Genomic DNA, 14,000 nt, shown 5'->3' with positions numbered 1-14,000 from the left:
CCCCGATCCGCGCGGCCGCCCCCAAAGGTGGCCGCGCTCCGGTCCCCTCCTGCCCGCGAGCGCATCGCGTCGCCGCAAGCGCCCATCCCGGCCCAAAACGGCCCGAGCCTCAGGCCGGCCATCACGGCGGATCCCATCGAACCTGCATCCTTCGAGGCGACATGGCTCGCTGTTCGGTGCAGCCTTCTCTCTTCGGCTCCGGCAGGGCAATGAACGGCGCGATCCCGGTGGCGCGAACCCGACTGCCGGGACGCCTTTGAACCGGGCACATCCGCCGAGCCCGCGATCCCGCCCTTGCAGGACAAAGCCGCGACTAGGCGCGCGGGACGTAGAGATACCCCTCGCCTGTCCGCGCAACCTCTCCGATACCGCCGCCCGGAAGATGGAAGCCGATCAGCGGCATCCCACGCTCGGCAAGCTCCTCCAGAAGCGCCTCACGCGTTCTGGCGGCCAGTTCGGGGTCCTGATCGGCAGGCATCGGCCAGCCGGGCCGCGCAAAGGCGAGATGCGCGTTGCCGATGGCATCGCCGGCGACAAGCGCGCGGCCCTCGCCGATCTCGAAGGACATGTGACCGGGCGTGTGACCGGCGCTCATCCGTGCCATGACGTCTTCGAGGATCATGTCGCCATCCTCCGCCGTCTCCAGCCTGTCACCCAGCAACGCGATCCGGCGCGCGGCTCCGGCAACGAAACTCTGTCGCGCCGCTCCGATCGTGTCCGGTGTCCGCGGATCCATCCAGTAGTCGCGCTCCACCCGCCCGATGAAATGCCGCGCATTCGCGAAGAGCGGCTCGTCGAAATCGTCGATCACACCCCAGAGATGATCCGGGTGGCCATGAGTGAAGATCACATGGGTGATGTCCTCCGGCGACAGATCGAGCGCGGCCAGCGTGCCGGGCAACCGGCCGGCGCTCTGCATGAAGGACGGACCGGCACCTGCATCGAAGAGCACGGTCTGCGTGCCTTTGCGCAGCAGCGTTACATTGCAGGGCGGCGCGAAGCCGCCGGGAGCGATCCCGGCCTCGTCGAGAATCGCGCGCGCCTCGTCCCGCGGCAGATCGCCGATCAGGAAACTCTCGGGAAGCGACAGATATCCATCGCTCACCGTCGTGATCCTTATATCGCCCAGATCCATCTCCGTCACGGCCGAGGCCCGTTGACCGAACATGGCTGCGACGCCTGCGGCGCCTTGCAACATGGTGCGTCTGGTGATCCTCATTGCCACTCCCCTCGACAAAACATTCACATCATTGCATGCGATAGGTCGCGGCGTCGAGGGCTCAATCCGCCAATGCGAACCCCTCGAGCAGCTGCCGCAAGCCGATGGCCGCGCCCAGCGCGATGGCCGCGAGCGTCAATGGTGCGCTGACCGCCAGGACCGAGAAGGCGGTGATGCCTTGCCCGATGCTGCAGCCGGCGGCCGTCACCGCACCCCATCCCATCAGCCCGGCGCCCAGGATCTGCCGCTTGAGCTCGCGCGGGTCCTCGCAGGCCTCCCACCGGAACTGTCCCTTCCAGAGACTTCCGGCGAAAGCACCCAGCAGCACTCCGGCCACCGATCCGACACCGAAGCTCAACGCCGCGCCGCTCGAGGTCATGGCATAGAGCATGGTCTCGCCCAGGGGCGCCGAAAAGCTGTGCGATGCGACAGGAAGCGCATCGAAGCCGGTGCGGAACAGCCAAGCGGTGCCCGCCCACCCCATGGCCACGGCCAGACCGACGCAGATGGCGCAGATAACGCCGCCTCTGCCCGGCCTGCTCGCCCCTCGGAGCGACAGGACGAAGATGGCGAAACCGGCCAGCATTCCGCTCGCTCCGAGCGGCAGCCCGGTGACCTGTGCCAGCCAATGCCCGATACCGGGTACGGGACCGCCGCCGGGGACGAACAGAGCGACCCGCGCCGCCGCAAGCGGTCCCGACAATGTCACATAAGCCGCCAGCCCCATGACCAGCACGATCACGAAGGCGCGCATGTCGCCGCCCCCCAGCCGCGCCAGCGCGCCGTAGCCGCAATTCCCCGCAAGGGCCATGCCGTAACCGAAGACGAGGCCGCCGAGAACCGCTCCCGGCAGGCTCCATCCCTGGGCGAGGTAGAAGCTGTCCATCGGGTCGAAGAGCCCCGCGGCGATCAGGGCGAATACCGCCATCACCGCGACCCCGATCGCAATGCCCCACATGCGCAGACGCGCAAGCGAACCGCCGTAGAGCGCATCCTCGAGCGCACCGAGCGTGCAGAAACGGCCAAGACGTGCCGCGGCGCCAAGCACCATGCCGCTGCCCATGCCGATGAGGGCTGCGACAGTCGGCTCGCCGAGCCAGTCCAACATATCGTGATCCTCCCTGCGCGCCCTCCCCGGCGCGCCTGTCAGCCCGTCCGGCAGAACAGCTCGTAGACGAGTTCCATGATCCGGCGCGGCCGGTCATCGGTCAAGCTGTAGTAGATGATCTTTCCCTCGCGGCGTGGCGTCACCATTCCTTCGAGCCTGAGCCGGGCGAGTTGTTGCGAGACGGCTGCCTGCCGCGCCGAGAGCAGCTGCTCCAACTCGGTCACGGATTTCTCACCGGTGACCAGGTGGCACAGGATCATGAGCCGGCCCTCGTGGCCAAGCGCCTTGAGGAAGTCCGAAGCCTCGCGCGCATTGCGCATCATGAGGTCCGTGTCGGCCTCGCTCATGTCTTCCGTGATCCGCGGCAGGGCCATGGTAAGGCTCCCCTCTACGGCGAAGCGTGTCCGCCCGTTGTCAGGCGGGTAATCTATGGCGCCGGAACCCGTATCACAATGCGATAGGCTCAGCGATTCGTGGTCTGAGGCGCCAAAGTCGCGCTCAGAGCCCCTTCGATGAGCCGCATAAGCAACCCCCAGAAGAATTCCTCGCCGGGATACCCCTCGATCCGGCCCAGCTCACGGCCGTCATCGACCAGAAGGAAGGTCGGCGTGAACACCACCTTGCCGTCAAGCTCCAACCCGCCGGGAAGATCACCGATGTCGATCCGGCGCAGCGGCGCAGCCGCGCCTTCCTCGCTCTTGGGATAGATCGGCCCGATATCGGCATTCCAACGCGCGCACCAAGGGCAACCGGCCTGCTCGACCATCACCAGCTCAAGCGTGGCACGCGCCGCTACGGGTTGAAAGGCCATGAAAAGACCGAGAGCGAGAGCCGCGATGCGCAACATGGAAAACCTCGTGCATGATCGGGGCCAAGTTGGATCGACTAGCATCGATTGACTGGCCACCGGCATATTATCCTAATATCAGAATATGAATATTGCAATTGGGGGCCACATGTTCGAGGTCACGCTTGGCGGTGCCTTTCTGGCGGGGCTCTTGTCCTTTCTGTCGCCTTGCATACTGCCGATGGTGCCCTTCTATTTGGGGTACCTGGCGGGAACGGGCGCGCGGTTGGCCGAAGGCGGCGCCGCGGCGCCCTCGCGCGGACGCACCATCCTATTCACCGCGATCTTTTCGGCCGGGATCATCACCATCTTCGTCGCCCTGGGTGCCACGGCCTCCCTGGCGGGACTGGTTCTACGCGAGTGGTTCGACGTTCTGCGCTGGATCGCTGGCGGACTGATCGTGCTGATGGGTTTGCAGTTCATGGGTGTGCTTTCACTTGGCCTGCTCTACCGCGAGTTCCGCCCCGGGGCGGCCGTACGTTCAGCGCGCGAGATCGGCCTTGCCGGGGCCTACGTGATGGGTCTCGCATTCGCTTTCGGCTGGACGCCATGCGTCGGTCCGGTGCTCGGCGTGATCCTGTTCACCGCCGGAAGCCTGCAGAGCTCTACCCAAGGCGCTTTGCTGCTTCTGGCCTACGGGATCGGCATGACGCTGCCCTTCGTTCTGGCAGGCATCTTCGTGGCACCCTTCATGCGCCTCATGCGCCGGTTCAGGCAGCATCTCGGCAAGGTCGAGAAAGCGACCGGCACGCTCCTGGTCACCTTCGGTCTTCTGGTCGCGACCGGCAAGGTCAACCAGATCGCGCAATGGATGCTCGGGGAATTCTCACCTCTCAGCCGCTATGGCTGATGCGCCCTTTTGAAGACGTTCGAACCGCCGCCGGCAGAAACGGCTCCGTCAGTGCGATTGCGCTGAGAATGACCGCTCGCCGGCAACGATGCATCAGGACGTATTCAGAAAATCAAATTTATTGTTGCCTAGAACGCTCGGTCCAGAGTAACGTCGATTTGTGGAACAAAATGCCGCAGGGAGGACTCATGTCGCGACAATTTACCCTTGCCGTGACCGTCGTGTTGATCAGCACGACCGTTCAGGCCGAAGTCGCGCCGCAGGAAGTAGCCTACGGCGAATACGGCGCCATCGACACATCCCTCAGCGGCGCACCGGGCGATCCGGCATCGGGTGCCGAGATCATGGCCAACCGGGGCCAGGGCAATTGCGTGGCCTGCCACGCTGTCGGCGCGCTCGACGAGGTGCCTTTCCATGGCGAGGTCGGCCCCCCGCTCGACGGGGTGGCGGACCGCTGGAGCGAGGCGGAACTGCGCGGCATCGTCGCGAATGCCAAGATGACATTTCCCGGCACCATCATGCCGGCTTTCTACAAGACCACGGGCTTCATCCGCCCCGGCGACGGCTTCTCCGGAAAGGCCGGCACCGAGCCGCTCGAGCCGCTGCTGACTGCGCAGCAGATCGAGGATGTGGTCAGCTATCTTATGACGCTGCACGAAAACTGATCGCGCCGCAGGAGGGGAATAACATGAGTTACTCACGCAGACATACACTGGCGATGATTGCCGGCAGCGGAATCACCGTGATGCTCGGTGCGCGCATGGCCCTGGCGAAGTCAGCCGAGGAAATGATCGCCGCGTTCACCGGCGGCGCGCAGATCACGGGAGAGGGCCTGACGCTCACCGCACCCGAGATCGCGGAGAACGGCAACACCGTGCCCGTCGAGGTCGACGCGCCCGGCGCCGAGGCGATCATGATCCTGGCCACGGGCAATCCCAATCCCGATGTGGGCGTGTTCCACTTCGGACCACTGGCCGGTGCCCAGATGGCATCGACGCGAATCCGTCTTGCCGGAACGCAGGAGGTCGTCGCCATCGCCAGGATGTCCGATGGCAGCTTCGCGCGTGCCGCACAGGAAGTGAAAGTGACCATCGGCGGCTGCGGCGGCTGAACTCGGAACAAGGAACAACAGACATGGCAGAAAACGTCACCCCCCGCGTTCGCGTCCCGAAGGAAGCCGCCGCCGGCGAGGTCATCACCATCAAGACCCTGATCAGCCACCCGATGGAATCGGGACAGCGCAAGGACAAGGAGGGCAACCTCATCCCGCGCTCGATCATCAACCGCTTCACCTGCGCCTTCAACGGCGAGACCGTGATCGATGTGGCTATGGAGCCGGCGATCTCGACCAACCCGTATTTCGAGTTCCAGGCGAAAGTGCCCCAAAGCGGCACCTTCACCTTCACTTGGATCGACGATGACGGGTCGACCTACGAGGACAGCAAGGACATCGCCGTCGCCTGAGGGCAGCGATGGACACGGGGCAAGGGAGGAGGCTTCGATGAGACAGACGCTGAGGACGGGCGCGGCGAGGGTGATGCTCGGGCTGGCCGGGTCGGCCGCCCTTGCCACGGGCGCGATCGCGCAGGAGGCCAATCTCGTTATTGATGGCGAGATCGAGATTGTGACCCGCGCACCCGCGCCCGATCACATGGAGAACGTTTCGGAAATCGTTTCCGGATGGGAGTATCGCTCGCCGGAGACGCAGGCGGTCCAGATGGATGATTTCGAAAATCCGGGCATGATCGGCGTCGACAACGCCCGGGCCGACTTCTCCGCCGCCATGGGACCGGACGGCCAGTCCTGCGCCGCATGCCACGACAATCCCGAATCCCTCGAAGGAGCGCGCGCGGTCTATCCCAAGTGGGACGAGACCAAGGGCGAGGTGCAAACGCTCGAGATGCAGGTCAACGAATGTGTGACCGAGCGCGCCGGGGCGGAGGCGTGGAATTATACCGGCACCAGGATGACCGAGATGATCGCTCTGATTTCCTCGGTTTCGCGCGGTCTGCCGGTGAATGTCGCGATCGATGGTCCGGCTCAGCCGACTTGGGAGCAGGGCAAGGAAATCTACTATACCCGCTACGGCCAGCTGGAGCTTGCCTGCGCCAACTGCCACGAAGACAATTACGACAACATGATCCGTGCCGACCACCTGAGCCAGGGACAGATCAACGGCTTCCCCACCTACCGGCTGAAGAACGGCAAGCTCAACGCGGTGCATAACCGCTTCAAGGGCTGTGTCCGCGACACCCGCGCACAGACCTTCGCGCCCGGCAGCCCCGAATTCGTGGCGCTCGAGCTCTACGTCGCATCGCGCGGCAACGGCCTTTCGGTCGAAGGGCCCTCGGTCCGCAACTGAACGGAATCCCGTCCGGCTCCGGTTTGGCGGGTTTTTTTCGCCCCGACATATTCACTAACGTGCATCCGATGACAGGAAACCGCCCATGATCGCCCGCCGCCATTTCCTACAGGCCGGACTTGCCACGAGCGCCCTTTGGGGCACGTCGGGTTTCGGCAACTGGTCGCGGCTCGCGGCTCGGCAACGGCTCGGTCAGGAGGACCTGATCGGTACCGGTGGCCCCGGCAACGTCACGCTGATCCACATCACCGACATCCATGCCCAGACACAGCCGATCTGGTTCCGCGAGCCGGAGATAAACCTCGGTGTCGGCGACGCGCTCGGCCTGGTGCCGCATGTCACGGGGGCCGCGTTCCGCAAGCTCTACGGGATCGCCGATGGCGCACCGCTCGATTACGCGCTGACCTATGACGATTTCGTTGCTCTCGGGCGCGAATATGGCCGCATGGGCGGCCTCGACCGTATCGCCACGGTCCTGAAGGCGATCCGTGCCGAGCGGCCTGACGCGCTGCTCCTCGACGGCGGCGACACCTGGCAGGGCTCGCTACCCGCTCTGCGGACCCAAGGCACCGACATGGTGCGCCTTTTCAACGCGCTCGGCACCGACGCGATGACGTCGCATTGGGAATTCACCCTCGGCATCGACAGGGTGAACGAGATCCTCGAGACCGAACTCGACCCCGCCTTTCTCGGTGCGAACATCTTCGATGCGACCTGGGACGAGCCGGCTTTCGAGCCCTACAAGATGTTCGAGCGCGGCGGCACCTCGATCGCCGTGATCGGTCAGGCATTCCCCTACCTGCCGATCGCCAACCCGAACTGGATGTTCCCCGATCTCAGTTTCGGCGTGCGCCAGGAGCGCATGGCCGAAATGGTGCAGGAAGTCCGCGAAGCGGGCGCGCAGATCGTCGTGGTGCTTTCGCATAACGGCTTCGACGTGGACCGCAAGATGGCGGCGCAGGTGCCCGGCATCGACGTTATCCTGACCGGCCACACCCATGACGCCCTGCCCGAACCGGTGCTTGTCGGCAAGACGCATCTCATCGCGAGCGGCAGCCATGGCAAGTTCATCTCCCGCGTCGATCTCGATGTGCAGGATGGCGCGCTGAAGGGCCTGACACACCGTCTTATCCCGATCTTCTCGGACGTGATCGCGCCCGATCCGGAGATGACGGCGCTGGTCGAGGAGACCCGCGCGCCTTTCAAGGACGAGATGGCCGAAGTGCTGGGCACGACCGACTCGCTGCTCTATCGGCGGGGCAACTTCAACGGCACCTGGGACGACCTGATCTGCAACGCGTTGATCGAGGAGCGCGAAGCCGACATCGCGCTCTCCCCCGGCTTTCGCTGGGGCGCCTCGCTGATGCCGGGCCAGGAGATCACCCGCGAGGATGTCTTCAACGCCACCGCGATGAGCTATCCGGAGGCCTACCGCTCGGAGATGACGGGCGAGACGCTGAAACTCATCCTCGAGGACGTGGCCGACAACCTGTTCAACCCCGACCCCTACTACCAGCAGGGCGGCGACATGGTCCGTGTCGGCGGCATGGGCTACCGCATCGATATCGCCCGGCCGCAAGGCAGCCGTATCACGGAGATGACGCTCCTTTCCTCGGGTACGGCGATCGACCCGGCCAGCAGCTACGTCGTCGCGGGCTGGGCCAGCGTCACCGAGGGAACCCAGGGCCCGCCGATCTGGGATGTCGTCGAGAGCCACATCCGCAAGCAGGGCACCGTGTCCATCGATCCCAATACGAGTGTCGACGTGGTGGCCAGATGAGCCGCCGCGCCGATCTGGAAGACAAGAGGATACAGACAATGAGCAACGATTCCGCCCCGTCGCGGCGCGGCTTTCTGACCGGTGCACTCGCCACCGGCGGCGCGGTCGCCGCCGCGCGCGCATCCGCGCAGGCACCCGATCCGGCAATCACCGAGTTGCAGCCCTGGATGCAATATCTCGGTGACGGGGTCGACGCACGGCCCTATGGCTCGCCCTCGCGGTTCGAATCGCACGTCATCCGGCGCAACGTGGAATGGCTCACCGCCGATCCGGTCTCCTCGGTCAACTTTACCCCCCTGCATGAGCTGGACGGCATCATCACCCCGAACGGCCTATGCTTCGAGCGTCATCACGCGGGCATTGCCGAGGTCGATCCCTCCGCGCATCGCCTCATGATCAATGGCCTCGTCGACAAGCCGCTGGTCTTCACGATGCAGGACCTGATGCGCTTTCCGCGCGAGAACCGGGTCTATTTCCTCGAATGCGCCGCAAATTCGGGCATGGAATGGGCCGGCGCGCAGCTCAACGGCTGCCAGTATACGCATGGCATGATCCACAACGTGCAATACACCGGCATTCCGCTGCGACTGCTGCTCGAGGAGGCCGGGGTCAAGACCAACGGCAAGTGGATCATGCCCGAGGGCGCCGATGCCTCCGCCATGACCCGTTCGATCCCGATCGAGAAGGCGATGGACGACTGTCTCGTTGCCTTCAAGATGAACGGCGAGGCGCTGCGCCCCGAACAGGGCTATCCCGTCCGGCTCGTCGTGCCCGGCTGGGAAGGCAACATGTGGATCAAGTGGCTGCGCCGCATCGAGGTTGGCGATCAGCCTTGGCATCACCGCGAGGAGACGTCGAAATACACCGATCTTCTCGACAATGGCATTGCCCGCCGCTTCACCTGGGAGATGGATGCGAAATCCGTCATCACCAGTCCCAGCCCCCAGGCGCCGATCCTGCACTCCAGGGGGCCGACCGTTCTGACCGGCGTTGCATGGTCAGGCCGCGGCACCATCCCGCGGGTCGACGTGACGCTCGATGGCGGCAAGAACTGGCACGAGGCCCGCATCTCGGGGCCAAGCTTCGACAAGTCGATGCACCGGTTCTACTTCGAGTTCGACTGGGACGGGACGCCGCTCCTGCTGCAAAGCCGCGCGCATGATTCCACCGGTTACGTGCAACCGACCAAGAACGCGCTGCGCGACGTGCGCGGCGAAAACTCGATCTACCACAACAACGGCATCCAGACCTGGCTTGTCGACGAGCGAGGCGAGGCGGAAAATGTCGAGATTTCTTAAGGTGCTCGTGCCGGCCACCGCCGGGACGGCCGGCCTGCTCACCCTCTCCTACATCATGGCCGGACATTTCGTGACCGAAACTCCGCCCTCGCCGCAGGCGGTCTTTGTGACGGCGGCCAATGCGCAAGGCAACGCGGCGCCGGAGCCGGCACTGTCTCCACAGCCCCCCGTTCCCGCCACCGCGCGCGACGGCGGCTACGGTCTCGGCCGCGAGGCGCTTGCCGAGGAGATCGCGGCATGGGACATCGACATCCGCCCCGACGGTCAAGGCCTGCCCGCGGGATCGGGCGACGTGTGGACCGGCGAAGAGGTCTTCGTCGAGAAATGCGCCGCCTGTCACGGCGATTTCGGCGAGGCGGTCGGGCGCTGGCCGCAGCTTGCCGGCGGGATGGGCACGCTCGAGCGCAAGGATCCGGTCAAGACAATCGGCTCCTACTGGCCCTACCTGTCGACGGTCTGGGACTACGTCAACCGCGCCATGCCCTTCGGCGACGCGCAATCTCTCACGCCGGACGAGGTCTACGCGATCACGGCCTATCTTCTCTATCTCAACAACGTGGTCGAGGATGACTTCGAACTCTCCGACGAAAGCTTCGCCGGGATCGAGATGCCGAATGCCGAGGGGTTCAAGCCAGATGACCGCCCCGAGACCGAGCTTGCCGCCTTTGCGGGCGATGTCTGCATGCAGGGGTGCAAGGACGATGTCCGGATCACGATGCGCGCCGCCGTGCTCGATGTGACACCCGGCTCGGATACGCCTGATACCGATGTCGCCCAAGACACGGTCGAGGTCGAGTCATCGGCGGAGCCGGAGCCGGCCGATGATGAGAACGCGGCAAGGACGGATGCGGCTGATGAGGCCAGCGCGGACCAACGCCCTGATCCGGAACTCGCGGCCGCGGGCGCGCGCGTCTTCAAGAAATGCTCCGCCTGCCACCAAGTGGGAGACGGCGCGAAACACCGCAGCGGCCCGCAGCTCAACGGCATCGTCGGGCGTAGCGCCGGAACGGTCGAGGGCTTCCGCTATTCGAGCGCGATGGAGGAGGCCGGTGCGAACGGTCTTGCGTGGGATCACGAAACCCTCGCGGCCTTCCTCGCGGACCCGCGCGGATACATCAAGGGCACGAAAATGGCCTTCTCCGGTCTACGCAGCGCAGACGATATCGCCGCGATCACCGCCTTTCTCGAAGCGCAGGGAGATTGATCATGTCCCGGCGGCCCGCGACGGGCCGCCGGTAACAGGCCGGGCCATATGGACCCGCGCCGCAACAGCGAAAGGAGAACAGTCATGAGACGGATCCTCTGGGCGGCACTGACCGTCATCGCAGGCGGCACCGCATCCGCGCAGGATGTCGTTACCTACGCCTTCGACGGCAGTTTCGACGATGCGACCTTCGGCGTCGAAAGCGCCATCGTCGGCAAGGGACTGGTGGTGGATTACGTCAGCCATGTCGGCGAGATGCTCGATCGCACCGGCAAGGATGTCGGAAGCGACGTCACCATTTTCGAGGCTGCCGATGTCTTCCTGTTCTGCTCGGCCGTGCTCTCGCGCAAGGTCATGGAGGCGGATCCGAGCAATATCGCGCACTGCCCCTATGGCGTTTTCGTCGCCGAACGGGGCGGCATGGTCGAAATCGGCTACAGAATACTGCCAGAAGGTCCGATGCAGGAGGTCCAGGCGCTACTCGACAGCATCGCGCGCGAGGCATCGGGTCAGTAGAGGATGATTGCCGGCCGCCTTTCGCAATGCGCTCGCGAGGGAAGCTTCATGGCAGCGGCGCGCCCGGCCCCGAGGCCGCCACGCTTCTGCCCCCGCCGCCGGCACCTCTGCCGAAGCACGTTTCGAAAAGGATATTGCCCATGATCCGCCATGCCGCTTTCATCGCCCTGCTCGCAGGACCCGTGCCTGCCGATCCCGTGCGCATCGACGCGGACCGCCTGTCGGTTACCGTGCAGACACCGGACGGACCGGTGGAGATCATGCGCGCGCAGGACAACGAGGGCGTCATCACCGGCGATTTCGCCAGAACCTCGCGCGCCTGTCCGCCCTTCTGCGTGCAACCGATGAGTCCCGCCGCGGGCGTCACCACCATCGGTGAGCTGGAACTTCTGGACATGCTGGCCGATCCCGAGGCGCTGGTGATCGACAGCCGGACGCGCGAGTGGTTCGAGGGCGGCACGATCCCCGGCGCGGTCCACATGCCCTGGGACCGGATCACCGACCAGCTTGGCGCGCTTGGCTGCACGGCGGATTTCGAAGGCTGGGACTGCACGCAGGCACGGGAGGTCGCGCTCTTTTGCAACGGTCCCTGGTGCGGCCAATCGCCCACCGCGATCCGCGCGATGATCGGAGCGGGCTATGCGCCGGAGAAGATCAGCTATTACCGCGGCGGAATGCAACTCTGGCGGCTTCTCGGCTTCACCCTCGCCGAGGGAGGTTGAGCCCGGCCCACCCCCCCCATGGTCAGGGCTTGACGTAAGTGTAGCCCTGACCTTGCAGATGGCTCAGCTCGGCAACCCCGGACGGCACGATGTGATCCTGAAAGACTTCAAAGAGATCGGTCTCGTAGTTGATGTTCCGACCCGACAGGGTGTTGTTGCAAACCACGAATTCGACATTCTGACCGCGCAGGCTGGTCACGTCCATCTGCAACGGCTCACTCGTCAGTGCGTTCTGAAGGAGCCCCACACCGTTGCCGTGCAGGACGACCCGCACCTCGATATTGTCGCGGCCAACGGCGTTGATATGGTTCTGCACATTGCGCAGGGCCCCGCGATAAGCCCTCTCCTCCTCGCCGCCATTGCCGTTGATGTGATAGACGACCTTCTGCTGGCCATAGCGATCATTGTCCTGCCCAACGGCGCCACCGGCCAGCAGCGTCACCACCGCGAGCCCGGCCGCGATGGCGCCCTGCAGCCGTTTGAGTATCTTCATGGTATCCTCCCACCAATCGGCATATCCGACATGCCTCCCCGTACATCGACCGTCCGCATGGCCTGTTCCGAGCAGTGTCGGTCCACACCAAATAGACGCATTCATATATCTATCTACGTATTATTGATTTTGTCCAGCCCCGGAATCGCACAGGTGGCATGAATCCATGCCACCGGCCCGCAGCAGCTTCCACGAACTTTGCGCATGCGCCGTCCGATGCATCCCGCTCCGCCGATTCTGTTCGAACAGTTGCGCCCCGCAGGCCGCGCATGGAGGACGCCCATGCTGCCCGGAGCCCGGCGCCTCGATTGGCCCTGCCTGGGGGGTATGCCATGGCCGATCGAATGCGATGAGCGACCTTTTTTCCAAAGCTCGCATGAAGGTTGCGGGCGGACATATGCCCCCTGCGAAAGCATGGCGGGCGCAACAGTCGCATGGACAGTTCCGGCGCTCTATAGGCTTTACTTGTCCTGCATGATTTGCGATTATGGTGTTGCGACGTTACTCTCTATCGATCCCCTGTCTCCCTAACCGGCTGCAGCGCACTCGATCCAGCACTGACCTAGCCGCGCTGTTGCACTTCCGCGAACAGTTGAAAAGACAGGAGACATCACGATGGCTAAAGGCACCGTGAAATGGTTCAATTCCACCAAAGGTTTCGGCTTTATAGCCCCTGAGACCGGCGGCAAGGACGTTTTCGTTCACATCTCTGCCGTTGAGCGTGCTGGCCTGACCGGCCTCGCCGACGACCAGAAAGTGACCTTCGACGTCGAAGCCGGCCGTGACGGCCGCGAAAGCGCGACGAACCTCGCCCTGGCCTGAGCCAGACGCGACAGGATGATCGAAAGGGGCGCCGTGCGCCCCTTTTTTTGTGTCTGCTGATACGGACCAGTCCCCTAACTGGCGGCGGCAGCCGTCTCTCAGAGACCGATCTCCCCGGCGATCTCTTGTGTCAGAGCTTCGAGCTCGGACGACCAGGCGCCGCGGGCTTCCTCGAGAACGCCGCGCCCGTCTCCCATCGTTCTGGCATAGACGATCCGGTTGCCGATCACCGCATTGGCACGCGGCGCGCCGAGACGGTCGATCTCGGCCATGACCTCTTCACTCACGGTGGTGCGCGCCTTGAACCGGTTGAGCACCAGCATCACCGGTCGATCAACACGCTGCGCCATGTCGAGAATCGATTCGGTGGCCCACAGATCGACCTTGCTCGTGGCCACCGGGATCAGGAGGAGATCGCTCTCACGAAGCGCCGGCCGCAGGTCTGAATCAACCTTCGGCGGGGTATCGACCAGGATGATATCCGCTTGCTTGCGCAGCTTGTCGCATTCGTAGCCCACGCCCCAAGCGCTCGCCGTCGAGAACTCCATGCCTGGCTCGATGCTTTCGCGCCGCGTCATGAACCAGCGGCCCAGCGAGCCTTGAGGATCGGTATCGATGAGCGCTGTGCGATGGCCCGCCCGCGCGAATGCCACGGCGAGATTGGCCGCGAGGGTGGTCTTGCCGGCGCCCCCCTTCTGCTGCGCCACGGTGATCACCTTGCCCGCCATGCCCGTCCCCCTGCCCGTCCTTGCACCCTAGCGCCGCGCCGCATTGCGTGC

Annotated in this window: 17 protein-coding genes; 11 read left to right on the top strand and 6 right to left on the bottom strand. The window is 64.6% G+C overall.

Annotated features, from left to right (window positions below; genetic code table 11):
- Positions 1-313: 313 nt before the first annotated feature.
- The 4 genes from PMES_RS11885 to PMES_RS11870 form a co-directional block, all read right to left on the bottom strand.
- Positions 314-1,219, bottom strand: a complete 906-nt coding sequence (locus PMES_RS11885; RefSeq protein WP_159965942.1) for an MBL fold metallo-hydrolase — start codon at positions 1,217-1,219, stop codon at positions 314-316.
- A 61-nt stretch (positions 1,220-1,280) separates the two neighbouring features.
- Positions 1,281-2,327 (bottom strand): YeeE/YedE family protein, encoded by a 1,047-nt coding sequence (locus tag PMES_RS11880; protein ID WP_159965941.1) that lies wholly within the window; start codon positions 2,325-2,327, stop codon positions 1,281-1,283.
- Positions 2,328-2,365: 38 nt separating this feature from the next.
- Complete coding sequence (locus PMES_RS11875; protein ID WP_159965940.1) at positions 2,366-2,701, bottom strand: ArsR/SmtB family transcription factor; 336 nt, start codon at positions 2,699-2,701, stop codon at positions 2,366-2,368.
- An 89-nt stretch (positions 2,702-2,790) separates the two neighbouring features.
- Positions 2,791-3,174, bottom strand: coding sequence for a thioredoxin domain-containing protein (locus tag PMES_RS11870; protein WP_159965939.1), 384 nt, complete (start codon positions 3,172-3,174; stop codon positions 2,791-2,793).
- Between the two features lie 109 nt (positions 3,175-3,283).
- On the opposite strand from PMES_RS11870, the gene PMES_RS11865 reads away from it, so the two are divergent.
- The 10 genes from PMES_RS11865 (at position 3,284) to PMES_RS11820 (ending at position 11,906) form a co-directional block, all read left to right on the top strand.
- Positions 3,284-4,024, top strand: coding sequence for a cytochrome c biogenesis CcdA family protein (locus PMES_RS11865; RefSeq protein WP_159965971.1), 741 nt, complete (start codon positions 3,284-3,286; stop codon positions 4,022-4,024).
- A gap of 188 nt (positions 4,025-4,212) precedes the next feature.
- On the top strand, positions 4,213-4,689 hold the full coding sequence (gene soxX, locus PMES_RS11860; protein ID WP_159965938.1) for a sulfur oxidation c-type cytochrome SoxX: 477 nt from the start codon (positions 4,213-4,215) through the stop codon (positions 4,687-4,689).
- Between the two features lie 23 nt (positions 4,690-4,712).
- On the top strand, positions 4,713-5,135 hold the full coding sequence (soxY, locus tag PMES_RS11855; RefSeq protein ID WP_159965937.1) for a thiosulfate oxidation carrier protein SoxY: 423 nt from the start codon (positions 4,713-4,715) through the stop codon (positions 5,133-5,135).
- 23 nt (positions 5,136-5,158) lie between these two features.
- Positions 5,159-5,488 carry a thiosulfate oxidation carrier complex protein SoxZ gene (gene soxZ / locus PMES_RS11850; RefSeq protein WP_159965936.1) on the top strand — a complete coding sequence of 110 codons (330 nt, stop codon included), beginning with the start codon at positions 5,159-5,161 and terminating at the stop codon, positions 5,486-5,488.
- A 37-nt stretch (positions 5,489-5,525) separates the two neighbouring features.
- Positions 5,526-6,386, top strand: a complete 861-nt coding sequence (gene soxA / locus PMES_RS11845) for a sulfur oxidation c-type cytochrome SoxA (RefSeq protein WP_159965935.1) — start codon at positions 5,526-5,528, stop codon at positions 6,384-6,386.
- An 85-nt stretch (positions 6,387-6,471) separates the two neighbouring features.
- Entirely contained in the window at positions 6,472-8,166 is a 1,695-nt protein-coding gene (gene soxB / locus PMES_RS11840; protein ID WP_159965934.1) for a thiosulfohydrolase SoxB, read from the top strand.
- 38 nt (positions 8,167-8,204) lie between these two features.
- Positions 8,205-9,464: a sulfite dehydrogenase gene (gene soxC, locus PMES_RS11835; protein ID WP_159965933.1), complete on the top strand. Its 1,260-nt coding sequence runs from the start codon at positions 8,205-8,207 to the stop codon at positions 9,462-9,464.
- Positions 9,448-10,668: a c-type cytochrome gene (locus PMES_RS11830; protein WP_159965932.1), complete on the top strand. Its 1,221-nt coding sequence runs from the start codon at positions 9,448-9,450 to the stop codon at positions 10,666-10,668. The genes soxC and PMES_RS11830 overlap by 17 nt, the downstream gene beginning before the upstream one ends.
- 84 nt (positions 10,669-10,752) lie before the next feature.
- Positions 10,753-11,184, top strand: a complete 432-nt coding sequence (locus PMES_RS11825) for a DUF302 domain-containing protein (protein WP_159965930.1) — start codon at positions 10,753-10,755, stop codon at positions 11,182-11,184.
- 140 nt (positions 11,185-11,324) lie between these two features.
- Positions 11,325-11,906, top strand: a complete 582-nt coding sequence (locus PMES_RS11820) for a rhodanese-like domain-containing protein (protein ID WP_159965928.1) — start codon at positions 11,325-11,327, stop codon at positions 11,904-11,906.
- 22 nt (positions 11,907-11,928) lie between these two features.
- Here PMES_RS11820 and PMES_RS11815 read toward each other — a convergent pair whose 3' ends face one another.
- On the bottom strand, positions 11,929-12,399 hold the full coding sequence (locus PMES_RS11815) for a DsrE family protein (protein WP_159965926.1): 471 nt from the start codon (positions 12,397-12,399) through the stop codon (positions 11,929-11,931).
- Between the two features lie 615 nt (positions 12,400-13,014).
- On the opposite strand from PMES_RS11815, the gene PMES_RS11810 reads away from it, so the two are divergent.
- Entirely contained in the window at positions 13,015-13,221 is a 207-nt protein-coding gene (locus PMES_RS11810; RefSeq protein WP_159965924.1) for a cold-shock protein, read from the top strand.
- Between the two features lie 98 nt (positions 13,222-13,319).
- Here the strand turns inward: PMES_RS11810 and parA are convergent, their stop codons facing one another.
- Positions 13,320-13,949 carry a ParA family partition ATPase gene (gene parA / locus PMES_RS11805; protein ID WP_159965922.1) on the bottom strand — a complete coding sequence of 210 codons (630 nt, stop codon included), beginning with the start codon at positions 13,947-13,949 and terminating at the stop codon, positions 13,320-13,322.
- Positions 13,950-14,000: the final 51 nt, after the last annotated feature.

Source organism: Profundibacterium mesophilum KAUST100406-0324 (assembly GCF_009835145.1).
Lineage (GTDB): Bacteria > Pseudomonadota > Alphaproteobacteria > Rhodobacterales > Rhodobacteraceae > Profundibacterium > Profundibacterium mesophilum.
The sequence above is the reverse complement of the archived record's forward strand: the minus strand, read 5'-3'. Positions and strand labels throughout refer to the sequence as shown.